The organism is Streptomyces sp. CA-210063 (assembly GCF_024612015.1).
In the GTDB taxonomy this organism is placed as follows: Bacteria; Actinomycetota; Actinomycetes; order Streptomycetales; family Streptomycetaceae; genus Streptomyces.
In genome coordinates, this window is sequence record NZ_CP102512.1 from 3,844,290 (window position 1) to 3,857,457 (window position 13,168).

Annotated in this window: 12 protein-coding genes and 1 pseudogene; 8 read left to right on the forward strand and 5 right to left on the reverse strand. The window is 70.6% G+C overall.

Translation table 11 applies throughout. From position 1 onward, the window contains the following. Window positions 1–89 precede the first annotated feature (89 nt). From JIX56_RS16435 to JIX56_RS16455, 5 genes are all read left to right on the forward strand, one after another. Window positions 90–500 carry a VOC family protein gene (locus tag JIX56_RS16435; protein WP_257541440.1) on the forward strand — a complete coding sequence of 137 codons (411 nt, stop codon included), beginning with the start codon at window positions 90–92 and terminating at the stop codon, window positions 498–500. A gap of 127 nt (window positions 501–627) precedes the next feature. Further along, entirely contained in the window at window positions 628–1,035 is a 408-nt protein-coding gene (locus JIX56_RS16440) for a hypothetical protein (RefSeq protein ID WP_257541442.1), read from the forward strand. Continuing rightward, window positions 1,032–1,550 carry a thiol-disulfide oxidoreductase DCC family protein gene (locus tag JIX56_RS16445; protein ID WP_257541444.1) on the forward strand — a complete coding sequence of 173 codons (519 nt, stop codon included), beginning with the start codon at window positions 1,032–1,034 and terminating at the stop codon, window positions 1,548–1,550. The genes JIX56_RS16440 and JIX56_RS16445 overlap by 4 nt, the downstream gene beginning before the upstream one ends. A 9-nt stretch (window positions 1,551–1,559) precedes the next feature. After that, on the forward strand, window positions 1,560–2,369 hold the full coding sequence (locus JIX56_RS16450; RefSeq protein ID WP_257541446.1) for a TetR family transcriptional regulator: 810 nt from the start codon (window positions 1,560–1,562) through the stop codon (window positions 2,367–2,369). 90 nt (window positions 2,370–2,459) lie between these two features. Further along, the gene (locus JIX56_RS16455) at window positions 2,460–3,068 is read left to right on the forward strand and encodes a Uma2 family endonuclease (RefSeq protein WP_257541448.1); all 609 of its coding nucleotides are present in this window, start codon (window positions 2,460–2,462) and stop codon (window positions 3,066–3,068) included. Here JIX56_RS16455 and JIX56_RS16460 read toward each other — a convergent pair. Then, a complete protein-coding gene (locus tag JIX56_RS16460; RefSeq protein WP_257550912.1) occupies window positions 3,061–5,496 on the reverse strand; it encodes an MMPL family transporter in 2,436 nt (811 codons plus the stop codon). The genes JIX56_RS16455 and JIX56_RS16460 overlap by 8 nt on opposite strands. A 166-nt stretch (window positions 5,497–5,662) precedes the next feature. On the opposite strand from JIX56_RS16460, the gene JIX56_RS16465 reads away from it, so the two are divergent. Both JIX56_RS16465 and JIX56_RS16470 read left to right on the forward strand, forming a co-directional pair. Further along, window positions 5,663–6,376: a response regulator transcription factor gene (locus JIX56_RS16465; RefSeq protein ID WP_257541450.1), complete on the forward strand. Its 714-nt coding sequence runs from the start codon at window positions 5,663–5,665 to the stop codon at window positions 6,374–6,376. Then, window positions 6,373–7,827, forward strand: a pseudogene (locus tag JIX56_RS16470) (ATP-binding protein); the annotation flags it as partial. The gene JIX56_RS16465 and the pseudogene JIX56_RS16470, both read left to right, overlap by 4 nt. Here JIX56_RS16470 and JIX56_RS16475 read toward each other — a convergent pair. From JIX56_RS16475 to JIX56_RS16490, 4 genes are all read right to left on the reverse strand, one after another. Then, a complete protein-coding gene (locus JIX56_RS16475; RefSeq protein WP_257541452.1) occupies window positions 7,814–8,209 on the reverse strand; it encodes an ATP-binding protein in 396 nt (131 codons plus the stop codon). The pseudogene JIX56_RS16470 and the gene JIX56_RS16475 sit on opposite strands and share 14 nt — an antisense overlap. A gap of 131 nt (window positions 8,210–8,340) precedes the next feature. Next, the gene (locus JIX56_RS16480) at window positions 8,341–9,894 is read right to left on the reverse strand and encodes an ABC transporter substrate-binding protein (RefSeq protein WP_257541454.1); all 1,554 of its coding nucleotides are present in this window, start codon (window positions 9,892–9,894) and stop codon (window positions 8,341–8,343) included. 191 nt (window positions 9,895–10,085) lie between these two features. After that, window positions 10,086–11,441: a metallophosphoesterase gene (locus JIX56_RS16485; RefSeq protein ID WP_257550913.1), complete on the reverse strand. Its 1,356-nt coding sequence runs from the start codon at window positions 11,439–11,441 to the stop codon at window positions 10,086–10,088. Beyond that, complete coding sequence (locus JIX56_RS16490; RefSeq protein ID WP_257541456.1) at window positions 11,441–11,701, reverse strand: SCO4848 family membrane protein; 261 nt, start codon at window positions 11,699–11,701, stop codon at window positions 11,441–11,443. Before JIX56_RS16490 ends, JIX56_RS16485 begins: the two co-directional genes overlap by 1 nt. 127 nt (window positions 11,702–11,828) lie before the next feature. Here JIX56_RS16490 and JIX56_RS16495 point away from each other — a divergent pair, with 127 nt between their 5' ends. After that, window positions 11,829–13,121 (forward strand): D-alanyl-D-alanine carboxypeptidase family protein, encoded by a 1,293-nt coding sequence (locus JIX56_RS16495; RefSeq protein WP_331595248.1) that lies wholly within the window; start codon window positions 11,829–11,831, stop codon window positions 13,119–13,121. Window positions 13,122–13,168: the final 47 nt, after the last annotated feature.

Genomic DNA, 13,168 nt, shown 5'->3' on the forward strand with positions numbered 1-13,168 from the left:
AGTCGCAGCGAGGGGCCGACCGCGGGAACACCGCGGTCGGCCCCTCGTCGTTCCCACAGATGCGCAAGCCGACCCTCTAATCTGACGACATGTCAGACAACGAGTCGTACGAACTGCTCGGCTTCGACAACATCCTCTTCCCCGTCGGCGACCTCGGTGAGGCCGTCTCCTTCTACGAGCGGGCCGGATTCGCCGTGACCTTCCGGCTGGACGAGGCCGGGATCGCCGGGTTGAAGGTCGGCAAGGAGACGCCGGGACTGCTCCTGAGGGTGGAGGAGGAACTGCGGCACCGGCCACCCCTGTGGGGGTCGGCACGGGTGTGGCTGGAGGTGCGTGACGCGCGGGCCGCCGCGCGGGCGCTCGCGGCGGCGGGGGTGCCGCCGCTCGACGCGCCGTTCTCCGTCGCCACCGGGTGGACCGTCGAGTTCGCCGATCCCTGGGGGAACGTCGTCGGGTTCACGGACTACAGCAAGCGGCCGGAGCTGGCCCGCGTCGGATGACCGCTCGGAGGTGACCGCTCGAAGATGGCCGCTCGAAGATGGCCGCTTGAACGTGTTCAAAAACAGGTCTACAGTCTCTCCCAGAACGTTTTGAACGCGTTCAAGCAAGCTGGGAAGGGGTGGGGACATGGACCTCACGGTCGTCGCGTATGTCATCTATCTGCTGGTCAGCGTGGGGCTGACGGTGTGGGTGGCGCGGACGTTGAGCAGGAACGGGCGGATCTTCCTCGCGGATGTACTGCGGGGGAACGAGACGCTCGCGGACGCGGTGAACCACCTGCTGGTGGTCGGGTTCTACCTCGTGAACCTGGGGTTCGTGGCGCTCTACCTGAACGCGGACGGCGCCATCGACAGCCCGCGTGAGGTGTTCGAGGCGGTGTCGGCGAAGCTCGGGGTGGTGCTGCTCGTGCTCGGGGCGCTGCACCTGGGGAACGTGTTCGTGCTGAACAAGTTCCGGCGGCGGGGCGTCATGGAGCGGGAGCAGATGCCGCCGGTCGCGCCGCAGGGCTGGGTCGCTCCCACGGGGCGGGCATGAGCACCACGGCCGAGGCGGCCACCGAGGACCGGGGCGCCGAGCGCGTCCCGGTTCGCGGGCTCACCGTGCTGTTCGACGCCGGGTGCGGGCTGTGCGCCTTCCTGCGGGAGTGGCTGGGCCGGCAGCGGCAGCTGGTACCGCTGAGGTTCGTGGCGGCGGGATCGGAGGAGGCTCGGCGGCTGTTTCCGTCGCTCGACCATGGGGCGACGCTGGAGGAGATCACGATCGTGGGGGACGGCGGGCAGGTGTACCAGGGGTCCGCCGCCTGGATCGTCTGTCTGTGGGCGCTGCGCGAGCACCGGCCGCTCGCGCACCGGCTGAGCACCCCGGCGGGGGCCCGGCTCGCGCGCACCGCCGTACTCACCACCGCGAAGTGGCGGGGCGCCCACCGGCAGCCCGGCTCGGGCTGCGGGAGCGGCGGAGCCGAGCTGAAGGGATGGGCGTACGACCGGCGGTACGGGTGGGTGTACCGCCCTCCCGGTGACTGCGACACCGGTACCTGCCCGACTCGTTAGGCTCTGACCGTGCCCGCAGTGAACGACAACCCCAGCCCAGAGCCCCCCGCCGACCGGCTCGACGCGGAGGCCGGTGGCCCCAGGGACGGCGCGGAGCAGCCCGGTCCCAAGGGTTCCGCCAAGTCCGAGCAGACCCGCGCGCTGATCCTGGAGACCGCGCTGCGGCTCTTCCAGGAGCGCGGATACGACAAGACGACGATGCGGGCGATCGCGAAGGAGGCCGGGGTCTCCGTCGGGAACGCGTACTACTACTTCGCCGGCAAGGAGCACCTGATCCAGGGCTTCTACGACCGGATCGGCGCCGAGCACCAGGCGGCGATCCGGCCGGTGCTGGAGCGGGAGAAGGACCTGGAGGCGCGGATAGCCGGGGTGCTGAAGGCGTGGCTGGATGTCGCCGAGCCGTACCACGAGTTCGCGGCGCAGTTCTTCAAGAACGCGGCCGATCCGGACAGCCCCCTCAGCCCCTTCTCCCCTGAGTCGGAGGGGCCGCGCGAGGAGTCCATCGCCATCCACCGCGAGGTGCTCGCCGGGTCCAAGGCCAAGGTCCCGGACGAACTTCGCGAAATCCTCCCCGAGTTGATGTGGCTCTCGCTGATGGGCCTCGTCCTGTACTGGGTCTTCGACCGGACGGAGGGGCGCGAGCGCAGCTACCGGCTGGCCGAGCGGGGGGCCCGGCTGACGACCCGGGGTGTCTCGCTGGCGCGGTTCCGGGTGATGCGGCCGCTGGTCCGTGAGGTGCATGAGCTGTTCACGGACTTTCTGCCGGGGATGACGAAGGTGCTGCCGGATCCGGGGGGCAAGGGACGGGCGGCCGAGTGATCACTTTCGGGTGAACGGGATCGAACGGGGCGCCTGGTCTCGTTCCTGCCTACGATGATGGCCTCGACACCAGCCCACAGGAGGCACGTGATGTCCGCAGCATCCGTCGAGCGGCCCCACGGCGACCGTCCGCTGATCGCGGAGGCGAACCAGATCATGGACCGCCTTCCGGGGTATCGCGTCGAGATCATCGGAGGCACGATCGTCGTGACGCCGCCCGCCAACTTCGCCCATGCCCGTGCTCTGTCCAGGCTGCGGAGCCCGTTCGTCGCCGCAGGTCTGGAGGGCGGGGATTCGGAGGTGGCCGAGGGTGTCGGGCTCTGGCTTCCGGGCGGTGCCGAGGACTACGCGATCCCCGACCTCGTGGTTGTCGACGCCGACATCGAAGATCACCTCGTCGAGAACAACTGCTACGCCCCGATCGCCTTCCGCCTCGTTCTGGAGGTCACCTCCAGCAACTACCAGAACGACCTCCGCGCCAAGGTCACTGCGTATGCCCAGGCGAAGATCCCGGTCTATGTCATCGTCAACCGCCAGCACCAGCGCCTCCACGTTCTCACCGACCCCGCCGGGGACACATACGCCAACCACCGCGTCCATGCTCCCGGCGAGATCGTCACCCTGCCCGAGTCCATCGGTGCCAAGGTCGCCCTGGACGTCGAGGCGATCCTCAAAGCCGGCCAGCCAAAAGCTAGTTGACCGCGTCCACCTCCCCCTCAGCCACCCCCGCCAGCTCCACGTCGTACACCAGCGGCCCCTCCCCCACGACCACCTGACGCGCGTCCGAGGCGTACGACGGTGAGGTCGTCCCCAGCAGATACGCCCCCGGGCCCGGCACCGCGACGATGTACGAGCCGTCCGCCAGGGACGTCACCCGGTCCAGCTGACGCCCGCCCCTCGACAACAGGGTCACCTCGACGCCCTCCACCGGCTCCCCGTCCGCCGTGCGGATCAAGCCGTGGATCACCGAGGCGGGGCCGCCCTCCGCCGGCGGCGGCTGAACCACCGCAGGCTCGGCCTCCCTCGGCTCGACCGCCAGATGCGGCAACCGCTTCTCCAGCCCCGCCGGCAGCCACCAGTTCGCCTTGCCCAGCAGATGCATCGCGGCCGGCACCAGCGCCGTACGGAGGATGAAGGCGTCGAGGGCGACGGCGGCGGCCAGGCCGATGCCGGCCATCGCGGCCTCCAGCTCACCGCTCAGGACGAACGCGCTGAAGACGCACATCATGATCAGGGCCGCGCAGTTGATGACCCGGCTGGTCTCCGCGAGGCCGACACGGACGGCGCGGGCGTTGTCCTTGGTGTGGACCCACTCCTCGTGCATCCGGCTGACCAGGAAGACCTGGTAGTCCATGGAGAGGCCGAAGAGCAGGGAGAGCATGATGACCGGCAGGAAGGCCGCGATCGGGCCCTCCTTGCCGATGCCGAGCAGTTCGGTGCCCCAGCCCCACTGGAAGATCGCCACCAGGACGCCGAAGGACGCGGCCGCCGCGACGAGGTTCATCAGCGCGGCCGTCAGCGGCACGACCAGGGAGCGGAAGGCGACCAGCAACAGCAGGAAGCCGAGCGCGATGATCGCCGCGACGAAGTAGGGCAGGCGGTCGCCGGTCACCGAGGCGAAGTCCTTGGACACCGCCGTCACGCCGCCGACGTGGGCCTGCGCGCCCGACGCCGGGATGACGTCCTCGCGCAGGCGGTCGATGAGCTGGTCGGTCTGCTCCGCCTGGGGTGACGTCGTCGGGACCACCTGGATGACGGTGACGCCGTTCGCGGGCGGTACGGCGGCCACCTGGGCCACACCCTCCGTGGACTCGATACGGGAGACCAGGCCCTCGGCGTCCGAACCGTCCACGACCACCTGGAGGGGGCCGTTGAAGCCGGGGCCGAAGCCCTCCGCCAGGAGGTCGTACGCCTGGCGGGTGGTCGTGGTGTCGCGGTGGTTGCCCTGGTCGGAAGTGCCGAGGCGGATCGACAGGACGGGGATCGCCAGGACCAGCATGACGACGAGGGCCAGGACGGCGGTCGAGCGCGGGCGCCGCTCGACGTACGCCGACCAGCGGGCCGCGAGGCCGCTCGTCAGCTCCGGCTCGGGGCCGGCCACGGCGAGGCGGCGGCGCTGGCGGCGGCTGAGGACACGCGGGCCGAGCAGTCCGAGGAGGGCCGGCAGCAGGGTGACGGCGGCGAGCACGCTCAGCACGACGGTCAGCGAGGTCGCGATGACGACGCCGTCCAGGAAGCGGAGGTTCATCACCAGCATCCCGGCGAGGGCGATACAGACCGTGCCGCCCGCGAACAGCACCGCGCGTCCCGAGGTGTTGAGGGCCGCCACCGCCGCCTCCTCCGGCTTCATACCGCGCAGGATGCCGCGCCGGTGCCGGGTGACGATGAACAGGGCGTAGTCGATGCCGACGCCCAGGCCGATCAGCGAGCCGAGCAGCGGGGCCACCTCGGGGATGTTCGTGGTGTGGCTGAGCAGGGCCGTGCCCATCATGCCGGTGCCGACGCCGGCGACCGCCACGACGATGGGCAGCAGCATCGCGAAGAGCGAGCCGAACGCGAGGAAGAGGACGACCGCCGCCGCCAGGATGCCGACCGCCTCGGACGTGCCCTGCGGGGTCTCCTGCGCCCGGTAGATCGCCTGGCCGCCCAACTCGACCTGGAGACCGGATTGTTCAGCGTCCTGGGCCGTCTCGATGACGTCGTCGATCAGCTCCTTGGGTACGGAGTTCGCCTGCTCGGTGAAGGTCACCTGGGCGTAGGCGATCGTCCCGTCCCGGCTGACGCCCGCGCCGCCGCCCGTCAGGTCCCCGTCGTCGTACGGGCTGGTGACCTCCCCGACGCCCGTCATCCGCCCGATCTCCTGGAGCGCGGGCTCGATCCGGGACCGTACGGACTCCTCCCGTACGGAGCCCTCGTCCACCTTCCACACCACCGTGTCGGTGTCGCCCGCGCGCTCCGGGAAGGCCTTGTCCATCAGGTCGTACGCACGCTTGGAGTCCGTGTCCGGGAGGGAGAAGACATTCGCGTAGTCCGTGCCCGCGGTCGAGCCGGCGAAGCCGACGCCGAACACGGTCCCCACCCACAGCAACAGGACCACCAGCCGGTGCGTATAGCACCACCGTGCCAAGGTCGCCACGATCAACTCTCCTTGTTCGACGGTCGATTGGTCCCCCAGGTCCTGGCAACACCTTCGACGGCCGGGCGCGTACGGCGACATGGGCGGCCCATGACTCTCAAGGAACTCCAATGCGGGAGCGGTCCCGCACCGGGACCCCGGTGCGGATACTGAGGGCATGACCGGAACCGAGCGAGCGGCCCTCGGCTGCGAGGGGGCCACCGTGCTCGTCGTCGAGGACGAGCCGAGCATCGTGGACGTCCTCTCCATCGCCCTGCGCTACCACCGCTTCGAGGTGATGACGGCCGGTACGGTCCGCGAGGCGCTCGTGCTCGCCGAGCGCACCCGGCCCGACGCGGCCCTGCTGGACGTGATGCTCCCGGACGGCGACGGCCGGGCCCTCGGCCGTGAACTGCGCTCCAAGCGGCCGGAGTTGGCGGTGGTCTTCCTGACCGCGCGGGACGCGCCCGCCGAGATCGTGGGCGCCCTCGGCTTCGGCGACGACTACATCACCAAGCCGTTCAACATCGACGAGGTCGTCGCCCGTATCACCGCCGTGCTGCGCCGCACCCGGCGCGCCGATGTCCTCCCCCAGCGCCCGCCGCTGCGCTACGGCGATCTGGAGCTGGACGAGACGACGTACTCGGTGCACCGGGCCGGCCGCACGGTCGAGCTGACGCCCACCGAGTACGCGCTGCTGCGGTTCCTGGTGCGCAACGGCGGACGGATCGTGCCGAAGGAGCAACTCCTGCGGCACGTGTGGCAGTACGACCACGCGCCGGCCGAGTCGACCGTCGTCGAGACGTACATCAGCTATCTGCGCCGCAAGCTGGACACCCTCGGCCCGCCCGTGATCACCACGCGGCGGGGCGTCGGATACGGGCTGGCATGACCCTTCCCCGAAAGTTCAAGGGGCCGTTCCGCCGGCGAGGCCTCTACTCCCTGCGCGCCAAGCTCACCCTCGCGAACGTCGTCCTGCTCGCCGTGGGCGTCGTCACGGCGACCGCGTTCAGCGCGATGGGCATGCGGCTGTATCTGCTGGAGAGCGTCGACAGGGAGCTGATGACGACCCGCGACTCGATCGGGAACGCGGGGATCAGCATGGAGCAGATCGACGCGCTGAGCGCGCTGGTCGCCCTCGGCAACCGGGCTTCCGGTACCTCCTCCGCCGGGGACGCCGACTCCCTCGTGCAGGGCGCCGTCTTCACCGCGCTGGACGACAGGGGCGAGCCACTGGCCATCGCCGGTTTCGCGCCGACCGACAACCAGCGGGCCCTCGCCGCCGCCGTGGGCGATCCGGCCGCCCTCGTCACGGCCGACGAACCGCACGACATCGAAGTGAAGGGCGCCCCCCATCGCGTCACCGCGGCCCGGATGGACGACGGCACGACCGTCCTCCTCGGCACCTCCACCGAGCAGCTCCACAACGTCATCGGCCGGGCCCTCAAGCTGGACTTCGCCGTCGGCACCCTGCTCCTCGCGGCGCTCGCCTGTCTGACCCTGTTCAGCGTGCGCCGCCGGATGCGGCCCCTGGAGGACATGGTCGAGACCTCGTCGGCGATCGCCGAGGGCGACCTGACCCGCCGCGTCCCCTCCAGCAGCGAGGCCACCCTGGAGGTCGAACAGCTGCGCCTCGCCCTCAACTCCATGCTCCAGCAGGTCGAGACGGCCCACCGCACCCGCGAACGCAGCGCCGCCCAGCTGCGCCGCTTCGTCGGCGACGCCTCCCACGAGCTGCGCACGCCCCTGTCCGCGATCCGCGGCTATCTCCAGCTCTACGAGAAGGGCATGCTCACCGATCCCGACGAGCGCCGGCGCGCCTGGGACCGCATGAACAACGAGGTCGACCGCATGGGCCACCTCGTCGACGAACTCCTCACCCTCGCCCGCCTCGACCAACGCCCCGAACTCCGGCTCAGGAACATCGACCTGACCCGCCTGGTCCGCGACGCCGCCGCCGACCTCCGCGCCCAGCAGCCCGACCGCCCGGTGACCGTCGGGGCGGAGGGCACGCTCCTCGTCCGGGCCGACGAGTCGGGCCTGCGGCAGGTGCTGGGCAACCTGGTGAGCAACGTCCGCACGCACACGCCGGCGGATGTCCCGGTGCGGCTGGGGGTGGAGCGCGTGGCCGGTGTCGTACGCCTGTACGTGGCGGACGAGGGCCCCGGGCTGGCCGAGGAGGACGCGACCCGGATCTTCGACCGCTTCTTCAGGGCGGGAGGAGGCGCGGGCAGCGGTCTGGGGATGGCGATCGTGCAGGGGGTGGTGGAGGCCCACGGCGGCGAGGTCACGGTGAGCACGGCGCCGGGCGATGGCCTGAAAGTGACGGTCATGCTGCCATCAGCGCCCAGACCGTCTTCCCGTGCCGCCCCCGGCTCCACACCCCCCAGGCCGCCGCGACGTGCTCGACAAGACGCAGCCCCCGCCCTGTCTCCTCCCACTCCCCCGCCTCCCTGAGCCTGGGCGCCGCCGTCCCCTCGTCCGACACCTCGATGAGACAGGACCCGTCCGCCAGCGCCGTCACCGCGACTTCGAACTCCCGCTCCAGCAGAGGTCCATGGCGTACGACATTGGTCGCGAGCTCGGAGACGACGAGCACCGCGTCCTCCAGCGCCGCGGTCCCCTCGACATGCCCCCAGTCGACCAGATGCTCCCGTACGCGTCGTCGGGCGAGCCCCACGGACGCCGGATGGCGGGGCAGCCGGAAGGAGTTGCGTCTCAACACGTTTGCTCCTCACCCCGAACACATCCCCGACACAAGAAGATGCGCTGAGTGAGTGCGTCCTGTCACACCCGCGAACATCCACCCCGCGAGTTCGCGTCAGCTGTCACGCGGCGTCTGTCACGGGGCGTCTGTCATATCCATTCCAGCTGCCACAGCCGGAAGACACCGGTCCCGTCGGACAGATACTGCGCCCCGCCGACCTCCTCACCGCTGAGTACGTACTCCTTGCGCTGCCACAGGGGAATCAGCGGAACGTCCCGGGCCACGACCTCCTGCAGCTCCTTGAAGTCCGCCGCGGCCCGGCTGCGGTCCGCGTAGCGCCGGCTGTCCTGGATGAGCCGGTCGGCCTGCTCGCTGCCGTAGCCGTTGTCCAGGGAGCCGCCGGTGCCGACGAGGGGCCCGCCGAAGGTGTCGGGGTCGGGATAGTCGGCGACCCAGCCGACGCCGTACGCGTCCAGCTTGCCGTCGGCGTAACGCCGTTGGAAGTCGGTCCACTCATGCGCCGTGGTCGTCACATAGAACAGCCCGCTCGCCTCCATCTGCTGCTTCAGCTCGGCGGCCTCGGCGGCGGACGAGGCACGGCCCTCGGCGTAGCCGAAGGTGAAGCGCACGGGCATGCTCACCCCGGCCTCGTCGAGGAGTTCACGGGCGCGCTGCGGGTCGGGCTTGGGGTACGCGTCGAAGAACGAGGTGGTGTGGCCGGTGATGCCGGTCGGGATCAGCGAGTACAGCGGGTCGGCGGTGCCCTGGTAGACCTCGGCGACCAGCTTCTCCCGGTTGATCAGCGCGGCCAGCGCCTGTCTGACCCGGCGGTCCTGGAAGGGCGAGCCCGCCCGCACGTTGAGGACCAGGTTGCGGGTCTCGGTGCTGTCGGCCTCCGTGACCCGCTGGTCCGGGTCGCTGGGCGAGAGCCCGGCGAGCGTCTCGGGTGGCAGCGAGCGGGTGGCGACGTCGACCTGCCGCGCCGTCCACGCCCGCTGCAGCGCCGCCGAGTCCTTGTAGTAGCGGATGAGGACGGGGCTGCCGGGGTCCTGGGCGACGCCCTGGTAGCCCTCGTTGGGCGTGAGGCGGGCCTGCTGGTCCGTGTACGAGGTCAGGACGTACGGCCCGGTGCCGTCGGCGCCGCCGTCGGTGCGCAGCCGGTTCGTCGGGTACGTCGTGCGGTCGACGATCGCCCCGGCGCCGGTGGCCACCTTGAACGGGAAGGTGGCGTCCGGCGAGGAGAGCCGGAAGGTGACGGACAGCCCGCTCGCGCTCACCGACTGAAGAGTGTCGAGCAGCGCGGCGGGGCCGACGTCCGCGTTGATGCGCTTGACCCGGTCGAACGAGTACTTCACGTCCCTCCCGGTGACCTCGCGCCCGCTGGGGAACGTCAGGCCCCGGCGCAGGGTGCAGCGGTAGACGGTCAGCGCGTTGCCGGCGAACCCGCAGCTCCGCGCCGCGTCCGGGACGGGTGCGGCGCCGCCCGGCTCGAAGGTCAGCAGCGACTGGAACACATTGCTGAACAGGGCCCAGGAGCCGGCGTCGTACGCCCCGGCCGGGTCGAGCGAGGTCACCGTGTCGGTCGTCCCGACGGTGATCGTCCTGTTCTCGTCCCGCTGAGCCGGCATCACCTGCCAGCCGCCGACCGCGGTGACCGCCAGCACCAACAACGACGCGACTATCCGCAAGCGAACCGAACGCACGGCGCCCCTCCCAAGACCCCCACCCGGTCCACGACGCACAGTAGTTGCGCGGTGGCGCGGATCACCTAACCACAGTGTTTTGTGTGGGGGGAAGAGGGATTTTGTTTAGTTAATAAAGAACTCACCGAGGGAGCTACTCGACGTCTCCCAGGGACTCTTGACGGACCGTCACACGAAATCCAGGCGACCTCTCACGCCTGCTTCGACGCCAGCTCCACCACGGTGATGTCCGACGGCGCCCCCACCCGCACCGGCGGCCCCCACGCGCCCGCGCCCCGGCTGACGTACAGCTGGGTGTCGCCGTAGCGCTCCAGGCCCGCGAGGGTGGGGTTGGCGGCATCGGCGACGTAGGTCATCGGCCACATCTGGCCGCCATGGGTGTGGCCGGAGAGCTGGAGGTCGACGCCGTGGTCGACGGCGTCGTGGATCTGGACGGGCTGGTGGGCCATGAGCACCACGGCCCGCGAGGTGTCCCGGTCGCCGAGCGCCCTGGCGAAGTCGGGGCCCTGGCCCTCGTCCTCACCCGCGATGTCGTTCACCCCGGCGAGATCGAGATACGGCAGCTCGCGGCGGTCGTTCTCCAGCGGGGTCAGGCCCAGTCGCCGCACCTCCTCGACCCACTGCTCGGCTCCGGAGATGTACTCGTGGTTGCCGGTGACGAAGAAGCTGCCGTGCCGCGCCTTCAGCCCGGCGAGCGGCGCCGCCGCCGGGCCGAGGTCCGCCACGTCGCCGTCGACGAGGTCCCCGACCACCGCGATCAGGTCGGGCTGCGTCGAGTTGATCGTGTCCACGACCTTCTGCGCGAAGCCCCGGCCCAGCATCGGCGAGAGGTGGATGTCGCTGACCACCGCGATCCGGAAACCGTGGGCCGCGCGCGGCAGCTTCGCCAGCGGCACGGTGACCCGCTTGAGCTTGGGGCCGCGTACGACGCCGTAGGTGCCGTAGCCGACGGTCCCGACGGCCGCGGCGGCGACGGCGCCACCGACGACGCGGGAGACGAACAGGCGGCGGGAGAAGTCGGTCGGCGCGGGCGAGGAGGGGGGTTCCGTCGCCGTGGGCGGCGCCGGCTGCCCGGGCTCGGCGGGAGCCGACTCGGTGGTCGCGGGCGGAGTGGTGGCCGGTGCGGTCGCGGACTCGGCGGCCTCCGCGGGCTGAGCGCCCGCCGGGACCGGCTCCGGTCGGGCCTCACGCACCACCGGCTCGGACCGCTCCGCAGGGACCGGGGCGCGCCGCGCCACCAGACGGCGTACGAGGGGTCGTACGAGCTCCCCCGCCAGCAGGGCCAGCAGCAGGTACAGCGAGAGGGCGAGCCACATGAAGCCCGGCCAGGTCAGCGTCTGCTGCAGCCAGAAGGGGGCGCCGCCTCGCTCGGCGGCGAAGCCGGCGACCATCAGCACCGGCCCGGCGATGAACACCGCCGTGCCCACGCGTCTGACGAGGCCCGGCCCGCGTGTCGTGTCGCGCACCAGGCGGCGCCAGGCGTACCAGTGCAGGGCCCCGAAGGCGCCCAGCACCAGCAGGACGGCAAGGACGAAGACGATGATCATCACGTCGTACTCCCGGTCACGCCGGTCCGGCGAAGGGCGCGCACTCCACGCAACCCGATGACTCCGATGGCCGTCCCCAGAGCAAAGGAGACGACCGCGAGCGTCAGATGCACCCAGAAGTACGCCGTCGGATCGCCCGCGTCGTCGAACGCGAGGCCGCTGCCGTCCTTCCATAGATTTTTGATGAAAGTGACCCAAATGACCCAGCTCCACACCCCGAAGGCGAGCAGGAACCAGGAAAGGGGGCGGCTGAGCTTCATGCGTTCAGTATCGCCGCCGACGGGACTGCTCTCGCGCCGGGGTGCGAGCGGGGGCGTGAGCAGGTCGGAGGGCGCCGTCGGGGGCCTTGGTGGGATTTACCGGTCGGCGCCATGTACTTTCTCGATCGTGTCCGCCTCCAAGAAGACCGCCAGGCGCCCCCTGCTGGTCACCTCAGCCACCCTGCTGTCCCTCTCGCTGACGTCACTGACGACGCTGACGGCCGCCCCCGCCTTCGCGGCGAAGCCGTCACCCAGTTCGAGCGCCTCGCCGTCCGCGACTCCCCCGGCGAGCATGTCGACCGTCGGGGGCGAACTGCTGGGCGAGCCGGGCACGCAGGCCGTCCTGGGCAGCAACGCGCCCGTACTGCCCAAGGACATCAGCGCCCGTTCGTGGATCGTCGCGGACGCCCAGTCGGGCGATGTGCTGGCCGCGCACAACGCCCACTGGCGGCTGGCCCCGGCGAGCACGCTGAAGATGCTGTTCGCGGACACGCTGCTGCCGAAGTTCAACAAGAACGAGGAACACAAGGTCGTCGCCTCCGACCTGGCGGGCGTCGGCGCGGGCTCCAGCATGGTCGGCATAAAGGAGAACGAGACGTACACCGTCCACGACCTCTGGCTCGGTGTCTTCCTTCGCTCCGGCAACGACGCGGTCCATGTCCTGTCCGCCATGAACGACGGCGTGAAGCAGACCGTGGCGGACATGAACGCGCACGCCGAGGAGCTCCAGGCCCTCGACACACACGTGGTCAGCCCGGACGGCTACGACGCCAGGAGGCAGGTGTCGTCGGCGTACGACCTGACCCTGATCGCCCGGTCGGGGCTGCAGAAGAAGGACTTCCGGGAGTACTGCTCCACCGTCCGCGCGAAGTTCCCGGGCGAGACCAAGAAGGGCAAGAACGGCAAGAAGAGCCGGTCGTCCTTCGAGATCCAGAACACCAACCGACTGCTCACGGGTGGCAGCGGCCTCGACTCCTACCAAGGCATCGCGGGTGTGAAGAACGGCAACACCACGAACGCGGGCGCGACGTTCACCGGGGTCGCCGAGCGGGACGGCCGGGTGCTCCTCGTCACCGTCATGCATCCGGAGAAGGACGAGCCCAACCAGGTCTACAAGGAGACGGCGAGCCTCCTGGACTGGGGGTTCAAGGCGGCGGGCAAGGTCGATCCCGTGGGGGAGTTGGTGCCGCCCAAGGGTGCGGACACCTCCGGTGAGGAAGCGGACTCCAGTGCTCAGCCGGGAGCCACGGCCTCTGCGTCCGCCTCTGGCGGGACGGGGGGCAAGTCTGTTGCCGCGGGCGCCTCCGGCGGGTCCAGCGGGATCGGGGTCGCGCTGGGGATCATGGGTGGGGTGCTGGTGTTGCTGGCGGGTGGGGTGTTCCTGGTGAACTGGAAGTGGCCTCTGCGGCGACGGAAGTAGGGCGGTCGGGGAGCGTCTGCCTGGTTGCTGCCGGATGCGGGGTGCGG